Below are 19,625 nucleotides of genomic sequence, written 5' to 3'. Positions count from 1 at the left end.
CACGCACCCCTGCGGGGTGCGACCATGATCTTGCAGGCCTTTAAGGAATTTAAGATTGTTTCAATCCACGCACCCCTGCGGGGTGCGACGGACACAGCAGAATTAAAAAATCTTAGCAAAGAAGTTTCAATCCACGCACCCCTGCGGGGTGCGACACGCCAGGCCAATTATTTTCAGCGATCCTAGTTAGTTTCAATCCACGCACCCCTGCGGGGTGCGACGATGGCTAAAAGCAAATGGCCGGAGGTAAAAGAGTTTCAATCCACGCACCCCTGCGGGGTGCGACGTCGGGGATGTCGGGAATGATTTGGCTCTCGACGTGTTTCAATCCACGCACCCCTGCGGGGTGCGACGACGATTTAGACAGCCAAAAGGCCAAGCAGCGGGTTTCAATCCACGCACCCCTGCGGGGTGCGACCAAATCATAATCATAACAAAACAATAATCTCAAGTTTCAATCCACGCACCCCTGCGGGGTGCGACTGCCCAGTTATCGGCTTCGATGTCAATGTAATTTTGTTTCAATCCACGCACCCCTGCGGGGTGCGACGGCGCCCGATATAATATGACAATAACAGATATGAGGTTTCAATCCACGCACCCCTGCGGGGTGCGACGCTATAAATATTGGGTATTCGGATTTTAATGTTGTTTCAATCCACGCACCCCTGCGGGGTGCGACATAAAATAATTCTTCCTGTTTGGGATATGGTAAGTTTCAATCCACGCACCCCTGCGGGGTGCGACAAGTACTAAAATCTAATTAGATAAACATATCTGAGTTTCAATCCACGCACCCCTGCGGGGTGCGACGACCTTTTTTCTGTCAAAAGGGGGAAACACGATGTTTCAATCCACGCACCCCTGCGGGGTGCGACTTTTGTGAAGGGCGCGAAAGCCAGCGCCAGGAAGTTTCAATCCACGCACCCCTGCGGGGTGCGACCGGCCCAGAATGGCGGAAGCGAAGACGCAAGCTGTTTCAATCCACGCACCCCTGCGGGGTGCGACTCCGGTACTCGTTCAGGACCGTTCGCCAGCCGAAGTTTCAATCCACGCACCCCTGCGGGGTGCGACCATGTTTAACACCTTCTTTCTTCCGGTCAGGCCGGTTTCAATCCACGCACCCCTGCGGGGTGCGACTCGTCGCCTTCGGCCATGCTGACGAACGGGGCCGGTTTCAATCCACGCACCCCTGCGGGGTGCGACACCGCCAGGACGAAAAGAGCGATCGACACCCTGGTTTCAATCCACGCACCCCTGCGGGGTGCGACCCCCTACGCCGACCGCTTCTGGAAGGTCAACCTGTTTCAATCCACGCACCCCTGCGGGGTGCGACGAACAAACAGACCGGCGTGATCCTGGAACCCAGTTTCAATCCACGCACCCCTGCGGGGTGCGACGACCGTCCATTCGCTGTCGACAAAGCGGACCTGTTTCAATCCACGCACCCCTGCGGGGTGCGACCTGGCGGTTCCGTACTCCTGGGACGCGCTGTTCTTGTTTCAATCCACGCACCCCTGCGGGGTGCGACTGAAGAAAGCCTGGCCGCGAAGGGTCCTGGTCTGTTTCAATCCACGCACCCCTGCGGGGTGCGACTTTCCTGGCCTGTGCCATAGCGAACGCCCTTCTGGTTTCAATCCACGCACCCTTGCGGGGTGCGACGCCGTGATTTTATCGTTCCAGATCGAAATGTATGTTTCAATCCACGCACCCTTGCGGGGTGCGACTTGGAATTATGGATTTTAGAGGGCGGGATTAGTGTTTCAATCCACGCACCCTTGCGGGGTGCGACATCGGAAATGACTTATCACAAGCCGAATTAGCTGTTTCAATCCACGCACCCTTGCGGGGTGCGACTTTAACGAATATTACCAATCAAGGGTTTTCGAGTTTCAATCCACGCACCCTTGCGGGGTGCGACAAAGATGGACAGGCCGACAATCATTTTTTCTCAGTTTCAATCCACGCACCCTTGCGGGGTGCGACGCTCAGAAATGCTTTTGAGCCAAAAATGATAGAGTTTCAATCCACGCACCCTTGCGGGGTGCGACGATTTTATTGAATTTAAACTAGATTCCTATGAGGGTTTCAATCCACGCACCCTTGCGGGGTGCGACGTGGGATGATAATCAATAGATTCTCATAAGTACAGGTTTCAATCCACGCACCCTTGCGGGGTGCGACAGCCCCTAAAGGGAAATATTATAAACAAAGCATTTCAAGGCCTTGTTTTGCGAAAGTTATTTTCTGCTTAGCTAATTTTGCACCCTATACTCACATACAAACATCTTTCCCGCAGATTTTCACCGTTGCGAACTTACCGGGAAATTAATGTTCACTTCCCGTTCGCATCAATGATCAGGACCCCCTCCGGGTCATAAGCTTCATTGGCGCCGTAGTGCTCAACTCGTCTTTTCCAGTTGCTTCCCAAATAATAGTAGCGCAAGCTGTCCTTTTCAGGATCAACTATGCTTTCCAACCGGTGCTTTAGCTCGGTAAACTGCGTCGGATCCACCAAACACTCAAACACTGAATTTTGTACTCTCTGCCCAAAATTCTTGCACTGTTTGGCAACCCTGTAAAGACGTTTCTTCCCCGAATCCGTTGTGACATTGACATCATAAGTTATCAATACCATCATTGCTGACCACCTACTTCCAGATAAATGGTGGATAATCCTCAATATCTCCCCTGATATGCCTTGCCATTAACATAGCCTGGATATAAGGAACCAATCCCAGCGGTACTTTTTCTTCCAGATAAGGATGCGTGATTTCCTCCTGCTTGCGCTTCTGCCAGGCTGTCAGGACTTCTTTTCGCGTGCTGTCATCCATCACCACCGCGCCGCTTTCCTTGATCACGAAGCCATCACTGTCAATCTGGTTGCGATTAATTAATGTAACCGCCAGCCGGTCGGCAAAATGAGGCCTCAGTTCTTCCATGATATCCAGCGCCAAACTTGCTCTTCCCGGTCTGTCCCTGTGCAGAAATCCGGCCTGAGGATCCAGCCCTACGCTTTCCAGAGCGGCAGCCGCTTCATGGGCCAGCAGCGTATAGAAAAATGAGAGGAGGGCGTTGACCCTGTCTAAGGGCGGCCGCCTGTTTCTGCCGGTCATTTGAAAGGCGGACTTTTGAGCGAGGATAAGCTCATTAAACCCGGAAAAGTATAAGCTGGCCGCCTGTCCTTCCACACCTCTAAGCGTATGCAGGTCGCTTGCTTTCTCAACTTTCTTGCCCAGATCAGACATTAACTTCATAATATTGACCAATAAGGCTTTGTCCACAGTGTCCGGATGGTCACGGACAGCCCGATGCAAGACGGCCCGGCAGTTTATAATTTTCGCCGCGATAAATCTTTTGGCCAGCCTAAGGCAGGCATCGTCATGGTCTGTCCAGCGGTACTGATTCTTTCTCAGCAAAATGTTACCGGATACCTTGCCGGTCACGCGGCCCTGAAATTTTCCGTATTCGGTAAGGAAAGACAGTGATACTCCCCTTTCACAGCAGAGCTCCATTAGCCCCGGACTGGCCCCGGTAAATGCAAAGCAGACGATTCCTTCCAGATTGTGCACAGGGACGCGGAACTTTATCTCATTGTCCGCTTTAATGAGAACGTTTTCCCCTTCGCGGGCCAGATAGGCATCCGGGATTGTCACATAGAGCGTGTTCAGCAGTTTTCTCAAATGTTGACCTCCTCCCAGACGAGCATTTTTTTCAGGTATGCCTCGACAGAACGGTGACGGACGGTAAGATTCGGCTGACACTGTTCGATCAGCGAACATAATGAACAATGCTTGCCCTTTTTCGCCCCGGGGGTCTTCCCTTCGGCAAACATTTTCTGCATCTTGCCGGCAAGTTCCTCCACCCGTGTCCGCAATACCCGGTTAAATTCAATCTGTTCCCTGTGCTTGGTCTGTCCATAAAACAGGAACCCGCAGTCAATGGAGATTTTCAGCATTTCCTCCAGACAGAGCGCTTGCGCGCACAGCTGGACCGCATCCCGGTCATCCGATTTGGGCCGCCCCCGTTTATATTCGACAGGATAAGGCTGCCACCAGCCTTTACGCTTGTCCAGCTTTACGGCGATACCTTCGGGCGGATTCTCCACCCTGCGAAATTCCACCACGTCAGCTACACCGCGCAAACCGAGCTGATAGGATACAATCGGCATGGCCCGGACAATCCGGAGATCGCTGCGCGTCTCATTCTTGAACGGATCATCGGCTTTTTCGTGGAGGTATTTTCCTTCCAGCGTGCGAGAGCTCTCCGCCCAGACCTGTTCAATATGGATCAGAGCCCATTGCCGTTCGCAGAAGGCCATGTGCTGGATGCCGGAGAGAAGGAGAAGGTCGTCTTCCTCATAAACTGACATAAGCGATTACCTTCCAGGTATGATTTCCGGATTCAACTCAGAGAGCGGTTGAAGTGTAATATCGTAATCTTTTTCAATATCTTTGGGAACATCCACATCAAGTTTTACTTCTACTTTTAGTGCGCCATGAACCTTAGCGGACGAATATTGCCCATTCTTACAATTGTGCTTCCACCAATAGACTTTATAGACCTCCATACTTCCTTCCGGTCTTGCAGACGAAGCGTCATTCTCAAACAAATTCACCAAAACTTTCTTAATTGCTTCCGCATCCTCATCGCTGAATCCTGTTTTACTAGCCAATTGAGGATTCATGCTTCCGTAAAAAACGTATACGCCGTGATCCACCCTATGTTTCATTCCCATTGTATCGGAAGAACGTTTAGTTCCATCACCTTCACTGCTTACACTTTTGGTGATTTGAATACTGGAAATGCGTTCAAGTACGGGCGCTACAGAAAATGCAGAATGCATTGAAACCGGTCCTCGAACCCCAATAGATACCCCTTCACCTTTCTTACCCCCTTCGTAAGCAAAGACCTGGCCAAAAGCACGAACGTCTATCCATTTTTTGCAAACAGCTTCGCGAAATTTTTTCTCATCTTTCCAATCATCTTTGCTGATCTCCCCTTCAACTCTCTTGCGAAGGCTTGGATACTCATCAATCCGGTTATCGTCGGATTGAACAAAAATGGCGTACCCTGCTTCCATTAGCCGATTCCGAATTTTTCGTTTAATACAAACATCTGTCAATTCCCCAATCCCGTCATAGTTGACACGCGGTCTATTCCCGTTTAACGGGTCCCCATTGGGATTAGCATTTTTTACATTAATTATCACCGCAAAGTCAATTTTATTTTTCAAGGTTTCCATAAGTTTAAATCCTCCCTTTTTTATTGACACCTAATCGCATCATTCCGCTTATTTTCTTCACGAGATCTCAGTCATTTTGCTTTTCTTCGTCTCTTTTTTTCCGGAGCGCTTCGCGTTGACTATGATAGCCAAGCAGAAATTCCCCGCTTAATTTCTTATCACTAATAAAATCATCTGGCTTAAACATATCAATAACTTCTGAAATTAATTTCTGCCTGCCAGCAGATTTTCCTCCAAGTCTAGCCTTATAGGGACCTAATGCCAACTCCAAATTACGCCATGTTGAATAGGGACGATCGGCAAACCGCTGCATCAATCTGGCTGCGTTTGTCTGCCGTTTTTCCCCGGAATCATTGATTGCCCATTCTTCAATATTATCTGCCAAAGCCAGTAATCTGCCGTATAAATAATCCCTTGTATTCCTTTTTTCATCCAATGCCATATCAAAATCCTCCTTCTCGTGATATTTTTTATAAAGTGCGCAAGCAATACTGAGCGTTTTGTTCCAATCCCAATCCTCTAGGCTGATACGGTTGGAGGCGCGCCGGACTGCGGATTCCATTAAATCTCTTGGCAGTTTCCGTCCATCAATGATACAGGGAATAATACGTTCCACCGTTGCCTTCCGGAGTCTATCATCTACCCGCATACCGTATGCTGCTTCCGCTATATCATTAGGTGCAGGTGCGCCGACAAATCTGTAATGCAATGTTCTTTTCTTACCAGTCCGTGAATCAATTATTTCTTTAGACCGATAACCATGTATCCAACAGCACATCTTATGCCACTTTTCAAGTCTGTCTAAAAAATCAGACCCTGTCAATTCCCGGTAGAAGGTCATGGCCATCCGACCGGGTGTAGCAGACTCCAACCCCAATACCACAACATTAGCGGTGCTGCCTAGTTCGACGCTATAGCCGGCAATTTTTTTGCTTAATTTGAGTGCGAGATCTTGAACGGTTGATATTACAGGCTCAGAATCATTCTCCATATCTGCCAATTCTAACATTGAAAGAGAATCCGCCATGAGATCGGGAATCTCTTTTCCTGAAGTGGCCCAGGCTACAATTGCCTGATCGCCCCTTCTATATCCCTGTCGATTGATTAACCAGCGCAAAACATTATGTGCTTTCTGGGTCACTTCAAATCCAACGCCACAGGCCTGCTCTGCTGATAAGAAACGCCCCCGGAAGGTAAATCCGCTAGTATCATTGGCTGAAATAAGTTTGGCTTTATCCCCGTCATTTCTTATCTTTGCAGGATGTTGATCGGCCGCCATAACTTCCTTTCCGGTTACTAAGCAGAGTGTCTTGCTTTCCTTCGTTGACGAATAATATTTAGTCCAACTATCAAATAACCTTGCGTCGGTCCAAACTGCAGATTGCGGATCATTCGGAATCTCGACGATCCAGCGGACAAAGGCATCCGCCTGCCAACTTTCTACTTCGCCGTTTTTTTTATTTATTTTCCCTGGCAGCAACTTAAAAATATCAGGTTTGTTTTTTTCTGACTCCTCATCTTCTTCCCATGATTTTAAAAGTTTCTTATTATCATCAACAAATAAAATTTGAAAATCGATTAAATCTTTAATAACATTTAGTTTTTTGATATATTTCAAGATCGCCTGTGCTTTAGTATTGGGATATGGAGATTCACACCAATTGCTCAAAATTTTTGTATATTTCTCATACGGCTCTCTGGGCTTTTTGGCATACCCGCTTGTCACCTCTCCTCCATACTCCACAAAATCTCCTGCTATGTATTGGAGCTTATCACAAAGAGGATGGGTTTCAGGCTTCCTCCCCGATCTGCCGCCGGAGGTCTCTGTGCATGGAACAATAGTACGGGCCTCCTCCTTTGGAATAACTCTAGCCCGTTTAAAATTGCCGTCTTGATCAATAACAATCTCGATCTGGGCCTTCTGAGTCGTATGGCAGATTGGCAGAAGCGGTACTTCATTTTCATCCGAACCGTATCCAATCATAGATTGGCAATTCTCAGCTGTCTGATAAAGTTTCTGTAACCAACTCATCGCTTTACCACCTCTTCCGAGTATCCTTCCAAGAGGCCTTCCTCTTCCAATCCGATCGACTCAATATTGCGCGCCGACATTGGCCTGATAAATTTGCGAATCTCGCATTGTTCGGGGCGGATGAATTCCACTACGCCATCAATCATCTTCGGTCGCCAGAACCTGGCTTGAAGCTCATCCTTACCAATCTCATCGGGATAATCAAAGCCATGAAACATCAAATCAAAGCTAAGTTCACCGTAATTGTCATAGAAACTCTCTTCTTCGCCAAATCTGCAAGGTTCTACATATCCCTGGCATTCACGGGTTCCCAGGAATATATCCCTTCTGCCGCCACGCTCAATCATGCGTTTGGCAACAAAAAAATGCTTGTTATCATTGCGGTCTTTGGCCAGATCTTCCCGGTGCAAGTTCCATTCAAAATGCGCCTGCACCTGGTATTCAACGTCAGAAAGGTAAGTATAAATCGATAAGGAATTTCCTCCGCCGTATTCAATAGGTTTGGCGCTTCGAGTCTGGGTTTTAATTTGCTTAATCACCCGTATCTTATCAATAAACCAGATGAGCGTCGGCTTCCAATACACCGATTCCATGATTCCCTTTAATGCCTGGTAAGTTGGAATCTGGTAACTGCATTTCTCCCCGCCGATTTTAGTTAGTGGATCTGTAAACAGCGCATATTTTCCGTACACTTTAAACTCAACTTTGTTTTCCATGTTACCACCCCCTTAACAAGTTAATGTTTCCATCTCATTGACTTTGCTTTCGCTCATACCATATTCTTTGCTGTAATACTGCTTGTCCAAGTAGAATATCCCTGCCCCCTCCTGCACTTCATGCATAATTTTCTGCTTGATTAATTCATCAAATTGATTGCAATAGACATTTACAGAATACCGCTGCGCTTCTTTTAGCAAATGGTATTGTGTATGAAGATCTTTTACTTCACAAAGTTCGCTGATAATCCGGTTGCCTTCACCGTATGGCACGATGACGCCCTGCGTACGCGAATCGATAGCCTGAAAGATTTTGGCGGCTGTCATAAAAGACTGGCGCAGAAACGTTTCCGGTGAAACAGAGTTTACCCGCTGATATTCTTGAACGGAATTAGGGTTTGTCGCTAACAAGCCAAAAAGATTATCCAACCTGCCAGCTTCAGATTTTGGGCCTACTACATAACTCATATCCTCCTTTCGTTCGTAAAAATAATATTGATAATAGCGCTCCATGGCTTTTAACCCCAGAATATCTTCTTCGAATTGCGCAGAATCCGTTTTAAATTCCTCCAATATACGTTCTGCCTTTTTTCTGCCGATTTTTATATCTGTCAATTTGTTGAGTTTTTCCACCAGCGGATTAACAATAAAAACCCTTCCGCGCTGCGGTCTGGCACCATTTCTATTGCAGCGCCCCGCAGCCTGGGCAATGGAATCCAGTCCGGCCAGATAACGGATAACACTGCCAAAATCAATATCAACACCGGCTTCGATTAATTGCGTACTGATGCAAATAACCGGCTGTTCATTAGCTAGACAATCTTTAATCTCTTGCAAATATTGTAAACGATGTGCCGGGCACATATTTGTACTAAGATGGTACACTTTGGCTTTCGGATTATTTCGGACCTGTTGAAAGAGTGCGCTCGCTGAATTTTTTGTGTTTACAATAGCCAAGACGCTACCCGTCTCTTTTAATTCCGTTTCAACCAAGTCAGCTATCTCTTCAATTGTCCACCCTCCGACTTTGCACCGGTCAAAAACCTCCACCCTTCTCAGATCCTCAAATAACTTTCGAACATCTGATATCATTTGCTGTTGTGGTCCAATCGATAAAGCTTTGTTACCAAGGATTTCGCTGTTTAATAACGGTTGCGTCGCGGTGCAAAGTATTACTGTCGAACCGCAAGTCTTGAGCAAAAACCGAACCGCTATATTAAAGAGATATACGCATTGGACAGGTAAGGTTTGAATTTCATCAAAGATAATCACCGTATTGGCCAATTGATGCATTCTTCTGCCGCTTCGAGTTCCGTATCCAAATAGCGTTTCCAACAGTTGTACCATTGTGGTAAAAACGATCGGCGCGTCCCAGTTCTCAGCCAATAATTTTTGACGGGTGGTCTCCTCCTCCGGGGTGAGATTGGAATGATGCTCAAGGACCACCTCTCTCATATCAGTCACTTGTTCTATTTCACCTACCATTATTTTTCTAACGGTTTCAGCGTTCTGATCAATAATCGAGGTGTATGGAATGACATAAATAATTCTATCCATTTCGTGATGGTTCACATGGTTTAAAGCGAAACGTAAGCTTGAAAGGGTTTTCCCCCCACCCGTAGGCACTGTTAATTGATAGAGTCCTTTGGGCTGTTCTGAGAATTTCAAACAATGATCGGAAATCTCCTTACGCAGCTTATTTACCCTTTTCTGCTCTTCATTTTTAATCTCTGTCTTATTTTCAAGATCGCTTAAATGCTTTTCCAATTTGTCAATAAGTATCTGCCAAGGAACATAATCTCCTTGATTTCTCAGTTTAAGCCTCTCAGGAAACTCGAAATCAGCGGTATTTAATCTATCTGCATCAACTAGACAACTAAAGAGAAATTTTGTCAGTAATCCAGCCTTAAACATAAAAGTATCATCTGAATCATTGAATTCTTGTAGCGATTTAAGCTTAAGATTAAAATCGCTGATGAAATTGCCATCGGACAATATTTTTTCCATCTTGCGTTTTATGATGTCGTTGACGTTCGTCAACGCTTCTTTCGTTCTCGTCTTTTCATCCGATTTTTTCATCCGACGCGAATAATTATCAATTCCATCTGGGCTCAAACAATCAATTAGTCCAGAATGGTGAGAGGCTATTATCAAGGACAAGATTTGGGAGGCGAAAGCACTTTCTTTGTTTATACCAGAGAAGTAATTATAAATAACTTGAGCACCGGCACTAGAATGGTCAATTTTCCCCTTCTTTCCGGATGCATCTATATAATCATCTTCATCAGGATCAATTAAGCCGGTTGCTGATCCGATGTATTGGTAAAATTCAAACGTTGCTTTTCCAAGATCGTGTAACAGACCGATGAGTTCCCCATGCTTTTCCAAGCCAATTTTTTTTGCAAATTTCCCCGCTAAGACAGATGCTTCTTCAAGGTGCTCCTCTAAAAACTGCTTCTCTCCGTCCTTTTCACGGTGATGCGCTATAAACTTTGGATTACTCTCATCTTTATATTTATTGTATTCCACCTTATCCTTTCATCCTTTCCATTGAACCTATGAAATATATAAACAAACATTTGCATTTTCATAAGAAGCCAATACAGTAAATTAAATATATAAAGACAATTCCTATCTGTCTCAAAAAGACTAAGTGAACCCTACTTAAATGCAGAGTTCACTTAGTCTTGCCTTCAAAAAGGTACCAATTATTGATCCTGCTTCAATCCACAGATTATACTGACACTCATTAATATTCAGGATAAATAAGTGGTATGCTCTCACCTTTTCGAACTGCAAAGAATAAGTATAAATAGTTTATATATATTTAAGGAGCAACAATGTCATGAAAAAATATTCTCGTATCAGATCTCCGCCATTGGCAATTTTTCTAAAAATCATTAAACATCTTTGGTGTTCTCCAGCTCATATTTTAAAGCTAAAATCTGGAGTCTCTCGTAAAGCATACCTCTCCGCCATCTCTCTCAACTCCCTCCCGATCTCCTCCCTCAGCCCCTCCGGCTCCAGACACTCCGCCGCCGCGCCATGGCTCAATATCCATTGCTTGATCTCGTATGTTCCTTCCACCCGTACGGTATAGATCAGCCTATCACCCTCCAGTTCTTCGATCTCCTGGGCCGGATGCCAGGTATTCTCCCGGATCAGCCTGGATACCGGCGGCTCGAAACGGACTTTTACCGTAACCGGCTCCCCTTTGCCCATCTGCCAGCTTTCCCTGAAGTATTCCTGCAAGGAAAAGTCCTCGGGGCTTGGGAATTGTTCATCCGTCCTATGTAAATCCTTGATCCTGTCCACCCGAAAAATCCGGATCTCTTCCCGCTGGTGGCAGTAAGCGATCAAGTACCAGCACCCTTCCTTAAACATAATGTGATAGGGATTGACCTTGCGGACAGAGACTGTGCCACTGTTGTAGGAATCGTATGTGATCTCAATCATAGCGCGGTCCAGGATGGCCCGGTTCATCTCCGTAAAGACCTCTCCCCAGGGATAATAATCCTTGATCTGTTTCACTACGATGCTGGTGCGGGGCTCCAGGCTTTTAAAGAAATCCTCGTCTTTCTCCCGGATAACCTGAGAGATTTTGGCCAGCGCCGATTCCAAGTCGCCGCGAAACGGGAACCCTTTTTGCTCCAGCAATACTCTTGACGCCACAAAGATTGCCAGAGCCTCTTCTCCGGAAAATACCAGCGGTTTTAAAAAATACGAACCGCGCGACCTGAATCCGCCCGCTGCTCCCGTTGAAGAATCAATGAAGAAGCCATATTTACGGAGATCGCAAATATCCCGCTGAATCGTGCGGGATGTACGTCCGAAAATTTCAGCCAGCTCTTTGGCCTGAATCCCCGGGGATTTTTGGATGGTGTAGATGAGATTTAGCAGACGCTCCGTACGATCAGTATGATTCATCACAACCTCCGCTGTTTTTTTTATTCTATCGCGAATGGCAAACCATGGCAAAAATACAGCGACAATAGTTTGTCATAAACAATATGAGATATGATTAAACAAATATCCGCATAATCCTACCTCAATTGGAAATTTTTTTTAAAAGGATACACAAAAAACGACAGCATCTTCAGCCGCCGTTCCTTCCTCCAGTCTTGATCCGAAAAGTTGTTCGAGTTTGCTGAAAGCAAACACAAATTATCATACAACTAATGCGTAATATTGAACTTTTTTATTCCACAAATTAAAATTAGAAACATTTCCTGTGGTTTTTGAATATCATGCATCAGTAGCCCCATGGGCTTTTGGGCGGCCACTGTTTAATCGTCCCTGCCCGGAAATCGCTCTCCCTCCGGACCCCTTTCCTGATTCTCCTCTTTCAACCGGCTTCAAATTGGACACCAGTGTCCATTTTGACCGGCCGACCTCGACAAACGTCTGCAAGGGACTGAGCTCTCAGCTCCCGGACATATCCCCATCGTATCCGTTCTCCATCTTTCTCCTGGACTCTAGATAAAATATCATTATTGTAAAAATAACTACTGTTCCGTAATACGCATAGGCGGCAATAGCGATGACCGCAAAAATAAGATGAGCCGCAATCAGGGCATTCGCCAGATACCAAAAAGAGCGGTTATTATGGAAACAGGGATTACCAAAGAGAGCACCTTTCTTAAATTAGATTGAACAAGGCTGCAAGAAATTCGGGCAGCATCTATTAGCTTTGCGTTTTCAACAACAATAATATAATCCCAAAACATAAGATAAAAAAATAAAATTATTATGCCAATGAAGAGAAATAGGACCAGCGGTCCTGGAATAAAGAAAAACGGTACAAAAGCAATCACCAAAATGAAGGTGATGGATGACTGTAAAATAAACCGCAAAAAATATTTTTTTGCCATCGCCATAAAAGTGCCTATACGAACCTCGTGATCGTTAACCCCCGCAAGGACACAGCCTAAAAATCCCCCTTTTAAGAAAGCACCTGCCAGCATAAAGAGGATCAATAATACTATTGATACAATACCCAAATGATTATACGGTATATTTACGGCAAAACCACCGCTGCCTTGATTTGGATTGCCTAAAATCTGGGTAATACTTGGAACGGCTGAAGGAATTGTCAATTTTGAAGAAAGCCCTTGCGCCCGTCTTAGAATATCCCCTAGCTGCAGAAATCAAAAATTATCGGAACAATCGTCTTTGTCATTCCTTACCACCGCCAGCCCCTCTTGGCCGCCTCAATCCCAATAGGCAGCGGAACCTTTCCTGGCTCGGCAAATCATCCTGAAGCTCTTTATCAGGGAAAGTCTTATCAAATTCAGCGGCAGCCTCTTCGTCGATATCGTAAACAGCATCCTCAAAGAACCGCCCCTTGCAGCCGCGAAGTGTTCCTTCCCGTAATTCCAGTGCCTGAAGAGGTTGCGCGTACATATTATCCGCTGTCCCGATGCCAAACGTTTCAGCGGAAATAAAGCCGAATCTCTGATAATACGCGGGATCGCCATATATCAGTACCGCACCGTGACCGGATTCTTTTGCGCGGGCGAGGGTGTATTCAATCAAGGCGCTGCCGATACCCGCGGCCTTAAGTGCAGGCAGCACTGATACGGGGCCAAAGCTTAATACCTCCCGGCTTATTCCGTCGTCACCGAGTATCTTCCCCTTCGTATAAACGATGTTCCCAACAATCTCTCCATCAATTTCCGCAACGGTATCAAGTTCCCGGATGAACGCTCCGCAATCCCGCATGATATGCAGCAGGTAGTGCTCGTTGCAGCCCGGCACATAGTGATTCCAAAAGGCTTCCCGCGTGAGTTCTTCCACCTTTCGATAGTCCGCCGGCTGCTCCAATCGCAATTTTATCTTACGGACATGCTTATTGCCTTTATGATTGCTTTTTGTCTCTTCCATTTTTATTTTCCTTTTCGTTTATACAAGCTGCTTTCCTGCCTGATAACTCGCTCGATTCCAGCAATACCAAGTGCAGTTAGGTTTATTCAAGTATTTGTTACTCACTGGGGTTGGAAAACTGTCGTAACCCGCTACCTTCGAACCAGCCAAATCGTCCCATGCCGACATCATTATCTCTCCTTGGCTAAATAATATTTGTCGCAGACAATTTTTGCCCGTATAGTCTATGGAAGGAATCAAGGTTTTGTTCCATTTCATTTGATTTCTTAACTATTATCAGAAACCCAGACACCGATGGAGACCAGATCAGACGCTGCCGGCCGGATAAGAAAAACCCGCCACCCCGATGATCTGTGATGACGGTGATGACAAATTTTTTCAGATTTCCCTTGGTGGGGAGCACACCGGCAAACAGCCCATAGCCCTGTTTTGACTGCCGAGCGGCAAAGATACCCTACACCACCATTTTGATGGACAAATACTGATAGCCTTCCTCGGTAAATCGAATTGTATAGGCTTTAGTATAGAAAACATTTTTATATTCGGGATCATAATAATCAACGGTCAGTTTCAAGGTATCGTCACTAAGCTGTTCTTTGGCAGCTAATTTCGGGAAGCGCCCCCCGCCAAATCCTCCTAACCCGCTAGCGATAAATTCCTTTGTCTTTGTATCGTAGTGTAAGTAGGCTCCGGTTTCGTTGTTTACTTCTTCAATCTCAGTAGGATCGAAAACAACACCGTCAAAATAGCGGTTTAATACTTCTTCGATGTCGGCCACCGGCACATGGTATTTGTCATCCGTTTTATTGTACCATTTTTCCTGAATATTCTCCGAACCTTCTGGCGAGCCAGTTATGTAGCAAAAAAATATATACAGGGTTTCCGCGGGAATATCTTTGGCCTGGGCGAACAGCAGATTATCGGCCAGGACGAGGTCGATGCCGCTGCAGTATTTTTCAACCAGTTCTGCATCAGATAATTTTAATGCTTGTTTTAAGGATTGGGTCATGGCCGGAGCGCTGGTGAGATTGGCCTCGGGATCGGGCGAATCTTTCCTGGCACATCCTGACAAGAGACCGGCTGTAACCAGCATGATGAAGAAAATATAGCTCACTTTTCTCATTCTCTTATCCCTCCAAATTATTTTTTAGGAATCAGTCATCATTATTGATTTTTACTCAGCAGACCAAAGTTGAATTGAGGGGCTGATCTTGATCATAGGATAGAAGATTATGAAAATCAAAGAAGGATTGGCCCATATTCTACCATCTCTTGAAATTAAATTCTTTTTACTGAATATTTCAGCCCAAATTAGCCAAAAGCTGATATTTCCAAAGCATTGCCTGGAAACGGGAAAAAATTACAATTAATTAGAAAACCCTTCTTCTTTTTACTTTGAACTTAAAACCTTATCCATATGGTTTGTACTTTCTAAAAATTTTGTCTGAATGAAAAACAAAGGATTGATCCCCGTTATGCTTCTCAAAAAGCGATCTCTGACAATCGCAAGCCTGATACCGAGGGAAATATTTACCCGGTCACCCCTACATCAATTTACCTTTCAGATCACAACAGCCTCAGTAAAAGGAACGCAAAACTTATTACAGAGCTCCCATTAGTAGATAGCATTACGGAAAACGGGACAGAACGATTAACTTGGGTTTATCATATTTCGCCTGCTACCGCCCCTTGGATTGTTATTGAAGAATACCTGGCCGGTAAAGATTGGAACCAGGGGAATACAAAATTAATTGCCATTAACTTAGAAAATAAGAATCAGAAAGAAATAGCACGCGGCGGACATGGGGGAGGCCGTTCTTTCAAATATTTTGTTCAGAATCATTATGTTTTTTGGGCGTCACAGCTTCTTGATCATATTAATGAAGCTTATGTGATTAATCTAAATACAGGAGAAAAACAGGAATTGCCAAAAAACTTCAGCCTGGACTCAAAAATTATCCTTGATCAAAGCTTCATTGCCATTGACGGTAAAACGATTAACCTGAAAATCTAAAGCACTTTCTCAGCTTAAACTGAGGAAGGTCGGCCGCATTCTATCGCACGCTTTTTTACCGGTAAGCAATTCTTCCTCTATGCCATGAAATCTCTGCACAGCTTTGGCGACATCCTCCAAATCCGGATAGACAACACGATGTGTGATTCCGCCGGCACTTTATGAACCCTTAAATATACTTGCTCGCTTCACGGATACTCAGCGGCGCCATTTTGGCCTTGTGCTCATCGAGAAAATCGCGAACCCAGTCTGGATTGGTTTTGCTGTACTCTCGCAAAATCCAACCTATAGCTTTATTAACGAAAAATTCCTTCTGACCAAAGTTATTGACGAGAATTTGCTCCAGCAAAACAGTGTTCGTTCTCTCCTTCCTCCTCATCTGATGGTCAATGGCTATGCGCCGAAGCCATATATTGTCGTCAACACTCCATTGCCGGAGAATATCATTAACTTCCGGATATCGCAGCGCAATATCCCCGACAATAACGTCTAGCCCATCAATCGTATCCCACCACGACTTAGCAATAGCAATTTCATGAAGATGAGGGATGTCCGAGGGTGTCAAAAAACTCTTGAATTTTGCCAGATACTCTATTGCCAAATATTGATACTCGCGTTCCGGCTGTCCCCAGCATTTGAAAATAAACGCCCAATCAACAGCCCTCCTGTCTATGGTTTTGAAAAACTCACGGCTCAGTTTCTTTCGCTCTGGTGTCGGTATGCCGAGAAAAAGAAACCGGTCACGCATATACGCACTCATCCGTGCGGCCTTTTCAGGGTCTGCCGCTGATTTGAACTTTTCAAAAATATCCATTCCGTCACCCTCCCAACCCCAGCTGTTTGACCAGCCAAATTATCAACCGAAGCTGAGCCTCCGATTAATAATAAGTTATCTCCCGATTTGTGCTTGAGGATTCTTAGCGCTATTCCTTTCAAAAATTCATCCTAAAAAACTCCTGATAGCAAACGATCTCACCTTTACCACGCCTCTTTTGTCTGCCGCTACATAAGAATCCTGCGCCTAGGATGACCGGAACAACCAAGTATCACACATCGGGCCCATGATAAGTGCTGCGATAATACAGTCGCCAAACACCCTCAAATAAGCTAAAATAAAGAACAGCGTGGGAGAGGAGCGGCAATGAAAACGTATGACAGACGATTCAAAGCAGAAGCCGTAAGATTAATAAAAATAAAAAGACAGTCTCAACTATGGTTCCTCATCGGCTTTCATCAAATAAGGTTAACCGGTATCATCAAAAAAATCAGAGACATAGATATTCAATATGTAGGAGAATTCGGCCAGTGAATCAAATAGAAACTGAAGTTGGAACAAAGAATGACCGGCAAATATATTTGGGAAATAAAGGGCTTATTGCTTATCTGGCCATTATGAATATGTTTGTGCCGTTATCAACAGATATGTATTTACCTGCACTGCCTCAGATGAATGACTATTTCAGCAGCAATTCTGCCATCACAAATATGACCTTGAGTGCTTTTTTTATTTTTTATGCACTTGGGATATTGCTGTGGGGCCCCTTAAGCGATAAATACGGACGAAAACCGGTCCTGATCATGGGCAGCTTCATCTATATTATCGGAAGTATTTCCTGCGCTTTATCAGCCGGCATCTATTTTATGATTTTTTCAAGGATTGTACAGGCAATAGGGGCAGGCGGAATTACCTCAATATCTGTTGCAATTATTAAGGACTGCTATTCCGGGAGAAAAAGAGAGGTTGCCCTGGCAATCACGCAAACCATTTCTGGTTTGGCGCCAATGATCGCACCAGTTATTGGGGCGATGATTTTACAATTTTTTAATTGGAGAGGTACCTTTTGGACCTTAGCGATGATTAGCGCAATTAACTTAATACTGGCTTTCTTTTATCAAGAAACTTTAATTGATGAGGAAAAGTATAGGGGAACATTAACCGGTTCATTAGGACGATTATTTGCTGTTGCAAAAAATAGAAGCTTCATTATTCCAGCAATCATATTTTCCAGCAGCGCATTGCCATTTATGGGCTATTTGGCTCTTTCCTCTTTTATCTATATGAACTATTTCGGATTAAGCGCCCAAGTCTACAGCTATTTCTTTGCAGCGAACGCTCTGGTTTCCATTCTAGGACCTACCATCTATGTTAAGCTTTTAAACGAAGTGGATAAGAAATATATCCCTGTTATCTGTTTTGGGTCAGCATCCGTAAGCGGAATTTTCGTTGTCACTGTTGGAAGATTGTCGCCGTTCTTGTTCTGGGGCTCATTTTTGATCATGTCATTGGTCGGTACGACGATGCGCCCATTCAGCACCAGCACCCTTTTAGAGCAGAACAAGGGCGCTGCCGGATCGACATCCTCATTAATCAACACATTGTTTACCGTAATGGGCAGTATCGGGATGTCAATTGCTTCCCTCTCCTGGAATAATTTTGTCATCGCTTTGGGTGGTTTAATTACTGTTTTTTCTCTCATCGCCCTTGCAGGCTGGTATTTATTTATGAAATCAGATGTTCCCTGTGTTGGAATAAAATAGGAACAGCTTCGTACGGATTTGCATACGTTTGCCGAGACGAGCCGCGAGATGATAAGCAAAATCTCTGCAAGCATCCTGGTTGTAAAGCTGAATGGTGTTGAACTGCATCACACCGATTCCCTGTCTTTCAAGTAGGGCTGATCTCAAGACATCCTTACCCTGCTCCGCGGACTGTTGTGATAAGCGAGCGATTCCATCATCGACGCGGAACCGCTTGCCACGTATTTTACCGCCCGAAGGGCTTTACGGTGTCCCCGGTGCCCCGGAGCCTTTGCCAGAAACACGCTGAGCTTGTAGTGAAAAATCGGCTTAAAGCATGAGTATCAGCGTGATAAAAGAGTAAAACGGGGTATTTCTTCAGGTTACGCACTACCATACTTGCAAATCTGATGCTTAAACAAAGAACAGCAAAATGGGAACGAGGGGCTTCCATCGACCGCTGAATTACTTATTGCTGAACAAAATAGGACAGATTTACTGTTGCCGAAATAATAATTTGATCCGGATTCTGCGGCTGAGGCACAGTGGTTCCCGCAACGCTATCCGCTTTCACATAAGGACGAACATTTGAATCTGAGCTGAAGTTTACGCTCAGAGAATTTACTTTATCCAGCTTCACCCCCAGGGCATCCGCACTATATTGAATACTTTGCCTGGCGTCGGCGATAGCCGCGGCAATCAGCTGCTCCTTGTATTTTGCAAAATCCTGCACAGAATAATTTACAGAATTTACGTTAAGTTCGTTAATGCCAGCTAATTTGTTTAAAATTTCACCTACTTTATCCAATTCACTAAGCTTAACTTCTAAACTGCTGTTCGTTGAGTATACGGTAACTTCATCGGCGTTCTTCTCGCCAGTGGTCTTCGTGTAAGAATAGGTGGAGTAGGTCGTCGTTTTAATGCGCTCTTTATGAATTCCTTCACGGACAAGCAGGTCTATCGCCTTGCTCACAGCGGCTGCATTTTTTTCTTGTGCCAATGCGGCGGACCTCTCTTCTGTTCTGACGGTCAGACTAAGTTGAACCGTGTCTGGCTCCACGCTGATTGAGCTGCTTGCCGAGGTCTCAATGACACCGGCTTGCGGCAACTCCGCCGCAAATGTATTTTGGGCCAACAGGAACGTTATGGCGAGTACGCTGAGCAAAACTTTTAAACTTTTTTTCAAATTAATTCTCCTTCACTGTTTCATCTCGATTG

15 protein-coding genes and 1 CRISPR repeat array (1 of these 16 running past the window's edge) are annotated in these 19,625 nt (G+C 45.1%); of the genes, 2 read left to right on the top strand and 13 right to left on the bottom strand.

Translation table 11 applies throughout. The features are described 5' to 3' along the window. Positions 1 to 2,184: direct repeats of the CRISPR family, unit length 32 nt; unit sequence GTTTCAATCCACGCACCCCTGCGGGGTGCGAC (it extends 857 nt beyond the left edge of the window). A gap of 151 nt (positions 2,185 to 2,335) precedes the next feature. From cas2 to SGLY_RS04520, 12 genes are all read right to left on the bottom strand, one after another. After that, on the bottom strand, positions 2,336 to 2,641 hold the full coding sequence (gene cas2 / locus SGLY_RS04575) for a CRISPR-associated endonuclease Cas2 (RefSeq protein ID WP_013624123.1): 306 nt from the start codon (positions 2,639 to 2,641) through the stop codon (positions 2,336 to 2,338). 10 nt (positions 2,642 to 2,651) lie between these two features. Beyond that, the gene (gene cas1c, locus SGLY_RS04570; RefSeq protein WP_013624122.1) at positions 2,652 to 3,683 is read right to left on the bottom strand and encodes a type I-C CRISPR-associated endonuclease Cas1c; all 1,032 of its coding nucleotides are present in this window, start codon (positions 3,681 to 3,683) and stop codon (positions 2,652 to 2,654) included. Beyond that, positions 3,680 to 4,372, bottom strand: a complete 693-nt coding sequence (cas4, locus tag SGLY_RS04565; RefSeq protein ID WP_013624121.1) for a CRISPR-associated protein Cas4 — start codon at positions 4,370 to 4,372, stop codon at positions 3,680 to 3,682. Before cas4 ends, cas1c begins: the two co-directional genes overlap by 4 nt. A gap of 6 nt (positions 4,373 to 4,378) precedes the next feature. Further along, positions 4,379 to 5,245, bottom strand: coding sequence for a type I-C CRISPR-associated protein Cas7/Csd2 (gene cas7c / locus SGLY_RS04560; protein ID WP_013624120.1), 867 nt, complete (start codon positions 5,243 to 5,245; stop codon positions 4,379 to 4,381). Positions 5,246 to 5,312: 67 nt separating this feature from the next. Beyond that, positions 5,313 to 7,277 (bottom strand): type I-C CRISPR-associated protein Cas8c/Csd1, encoded by a 1,965-nt coding sequence (gene cas8c / locus SGLY_RS04555; protein ID WP_013624119.1) that lies wholly within the window; start codon positions 7,275 to 7,277, stop codon positions 5,313 to 5,315. After that, positions 7,274 to 7,993, bottom strand: a complete 720-nt coding sequence (cas5c, locus tag SGLY_RS04550; RefSeq protein ID WP_013624118.1) for a type I-C CRISPR-associated protein Cas5c — start codon at positions 7,991 to 7,993, stop codon at positions 7,274 to 7,276. The genes cas8c and cas5c overlap by 4 nt, the downstream gene beginning before the upstream one ends. Positions 7,994 to 8,005: 12 nt before the next feature. Beyond that, positions 8,006 to 10,522 (bottom strand): CRISPR-associated helicase/endonuclease Cas3, encoded by a 2,517-nt coding sequence (locus SGLY_RS04545; protein WP_013624117.1) that lies wholly within the window; start codon positions 10,520 to 10,522, stop codon positions 8,006 to 8,008. A gap of 396 nt (positions 10,523 to 10,918) precedes the next feature. Beyond that, entirely contained in the window at positions 10,919 to 11,920 is a 1,002-nt protein-coding gene (locus SGLY_RS04540; RefSeq protein WP_013624116.1) for a helix-turn-helix transcriptional regulator, read from the bottom strand. Between the two features lie 641 nt (positions 11,921 to 12,561). Beyond that, complete coding sequence (locus tag SGLY_RS04535; protein ID WP_052298606.1) at positions 12,562 to 13,089, bottom strand: hypothetical protein; 528 nt, start codon at positions 13,087 to 13,089, stop codon at positions 12,562 to 12,564. A gap of 79 nt (positions 13,090 to 13,168) precedes the next feature. After that, positions 13,169 to 13,876 carry a GNAT family N-acetyltransferase gene (locus SGLY_RS04530; RefSeq protein ID WP_013624115.1) on the bottom strand — a complete coding sequence of 236 codons (708 nt, stop codon included), beginning with the start codon at positions 13,874 to 13,876 and terminating at the stop codon, positions 13,169 to 13,171. Between the two features lie 454 nt (positions 13,877 to 14,330). Further along, positions 14,331 to 14,999: an LPS-assembly lipoprotein LptE gene (locus SGLY_RS04525; protein ID WP_013624114.1), complete on the bottom strand. Its 669-nt coding sequence runs from the start codon at positions 14,997 to 14,999 to the stop codon at positions 14,331 to 14,333. A gap of 1,060 nt (positions 15,000 to 16,059) precedes the next feature. Continuing rightward, on the bottom strand, positions 16,060 to 16,704 hold the full coding sequence (locus SGLY_RS04520) for a DNA alkylation repair protein (RefSeq protein ID WP_013624113.1): 645 nt from the start codon (positions 16,702 to 16,704) through the stop codon (positions 16,060 to 16,062). Positions 16,705 to 17,031: 327 nt separating this feature from the next. On the opposite strand from SGLY_RS04520, the gene SGLY_RS18340 reads away from it, so the two are divergent. Then, complete coding sequence (locus tag SGLY_RS18340; protein ID WP_013624112.1) at positions 17,032 to 17,199, top strand: hypothetical protein; 168 nt, start codon at positions 17,032 to 17,034, stop codon at positions 17,197 to 17,199. Next, positions 17,196 to 18,428: a multidrug effflux MFS transporter gene (locus tag SGLY_RS04515; RefSeq protein ID WP_013624111.1), complete on the top strand. Its 1,233-nt coding sequence runs from the start codon at positions 17,196 to 17,198 to the stop codon at positions 18,426 to 18,428. The genes SGLY_RS18340 and SGLY_RS04515 overlap by 4 nt, the downstream gene beginning before the upstream one ends. Before the next feature lie 448 nt (positions 18,429 to 18,876). Here the strand turns inward: SGLY_RS04515 and SGLY_RS04510 are convergent, their stop codons facing one another. Continuing rightward, positions 18,877 to 19,593 (bottom strand): SIMPL domain-containing protein, encoded by a 717-nt coding sequence (locus SGLY_RS04510; protein ID WP_013624110.1) that lies wholly within the window; start codon positions 19,591 to 19,593, stop codon positions 18,877 to 18,879. Positions 19,594 to 19,625: the final 32 nt, after the last annotated feature.

Origin of the sequence: Syntrophobotulus glycolicus DSM 8271 (assembly GCF_000190635.1) — a bacterium.
Taxonomy (GTDB): domain Bacteria; phylum Bacillota; class Desulfitobacteriia; order Desulfitobacteriales; family Syntrophobotulaceae; genus Syntrophobotulus; species Syntrophobotulus glycolicus.
The sequence above is the reverse complement of the archived record's forward strand: the minus strand, read 5'-3'. Positions and strand labels throughout refer to the sequence as shown.

Coding starts and splice junctions, on each gene's coding strand:
- SGLY_RS04520 (WP_013624113.1), bottom strand. CDS start 16,704: ATGGATATTTTTGAAAAGTTCAAATCAGCGGCAGACCCTGAAAAGGCC.
- cas4 (WP_013624121.1), bottom strand. CDS start 4,372: ATGTCAGTTTATGAGGAAGACGACCTTCTCCTTCTCTCCGGCATCCAG.
- cas2 (WP_013624123.1), bottom strand. CDS start 2,641: ATGATGGTATTGATAACTTATGATGTCAATGTCACAACGGATTCGGGG.
- cas5c (WP_013624118.1), bottom strand. CDS start 7,993: ATGGAAAACAAAGTTGAGTTTAAAGTGTACGGAAAATATGCGCTGTTT.
- SGLY_RS04525 (WP_013624114.1), bottom strand. CDS start 14,999: ATGAGAAAAGTGAGCTATATTTTCTTCATCATGCTGGTTACAGCCGGT.
- SGLY_RS04530 (WP_013624115.1), bottom strand. CDS start 13,876: ATGGAAGAGACAAAAAGCAATCATAAAGGCAATAAGCATGTCCGTAAG.
- SGLY_RS18340 (WP_013624112.1), top strand. CDS start 17,032: ATGAAAACGTATGACAGACGATTCAAAGCAGAAGCCGTAAGATTAATA.
- cas7c (WP_013624120.1), bottom strand. CDS start 5,245: ATGGAAACCTTGAAAAATAAAATTGACTTTGCGGTGATAATTAATGTA.
- cas8c (WP_013624119.1), bottom strand. CDS start 7,277: ATGAGTTGGTTACAGAAACTTTATCAGACAGCTGAGAATTGCCAATCT.
- SGLY_RS04540 (WP_013624116.1), bottom strand. CDS start 11,920: ATGAATCATACTGATCGTACGGAGCGTCTGCTAAATCTCATCTACACC.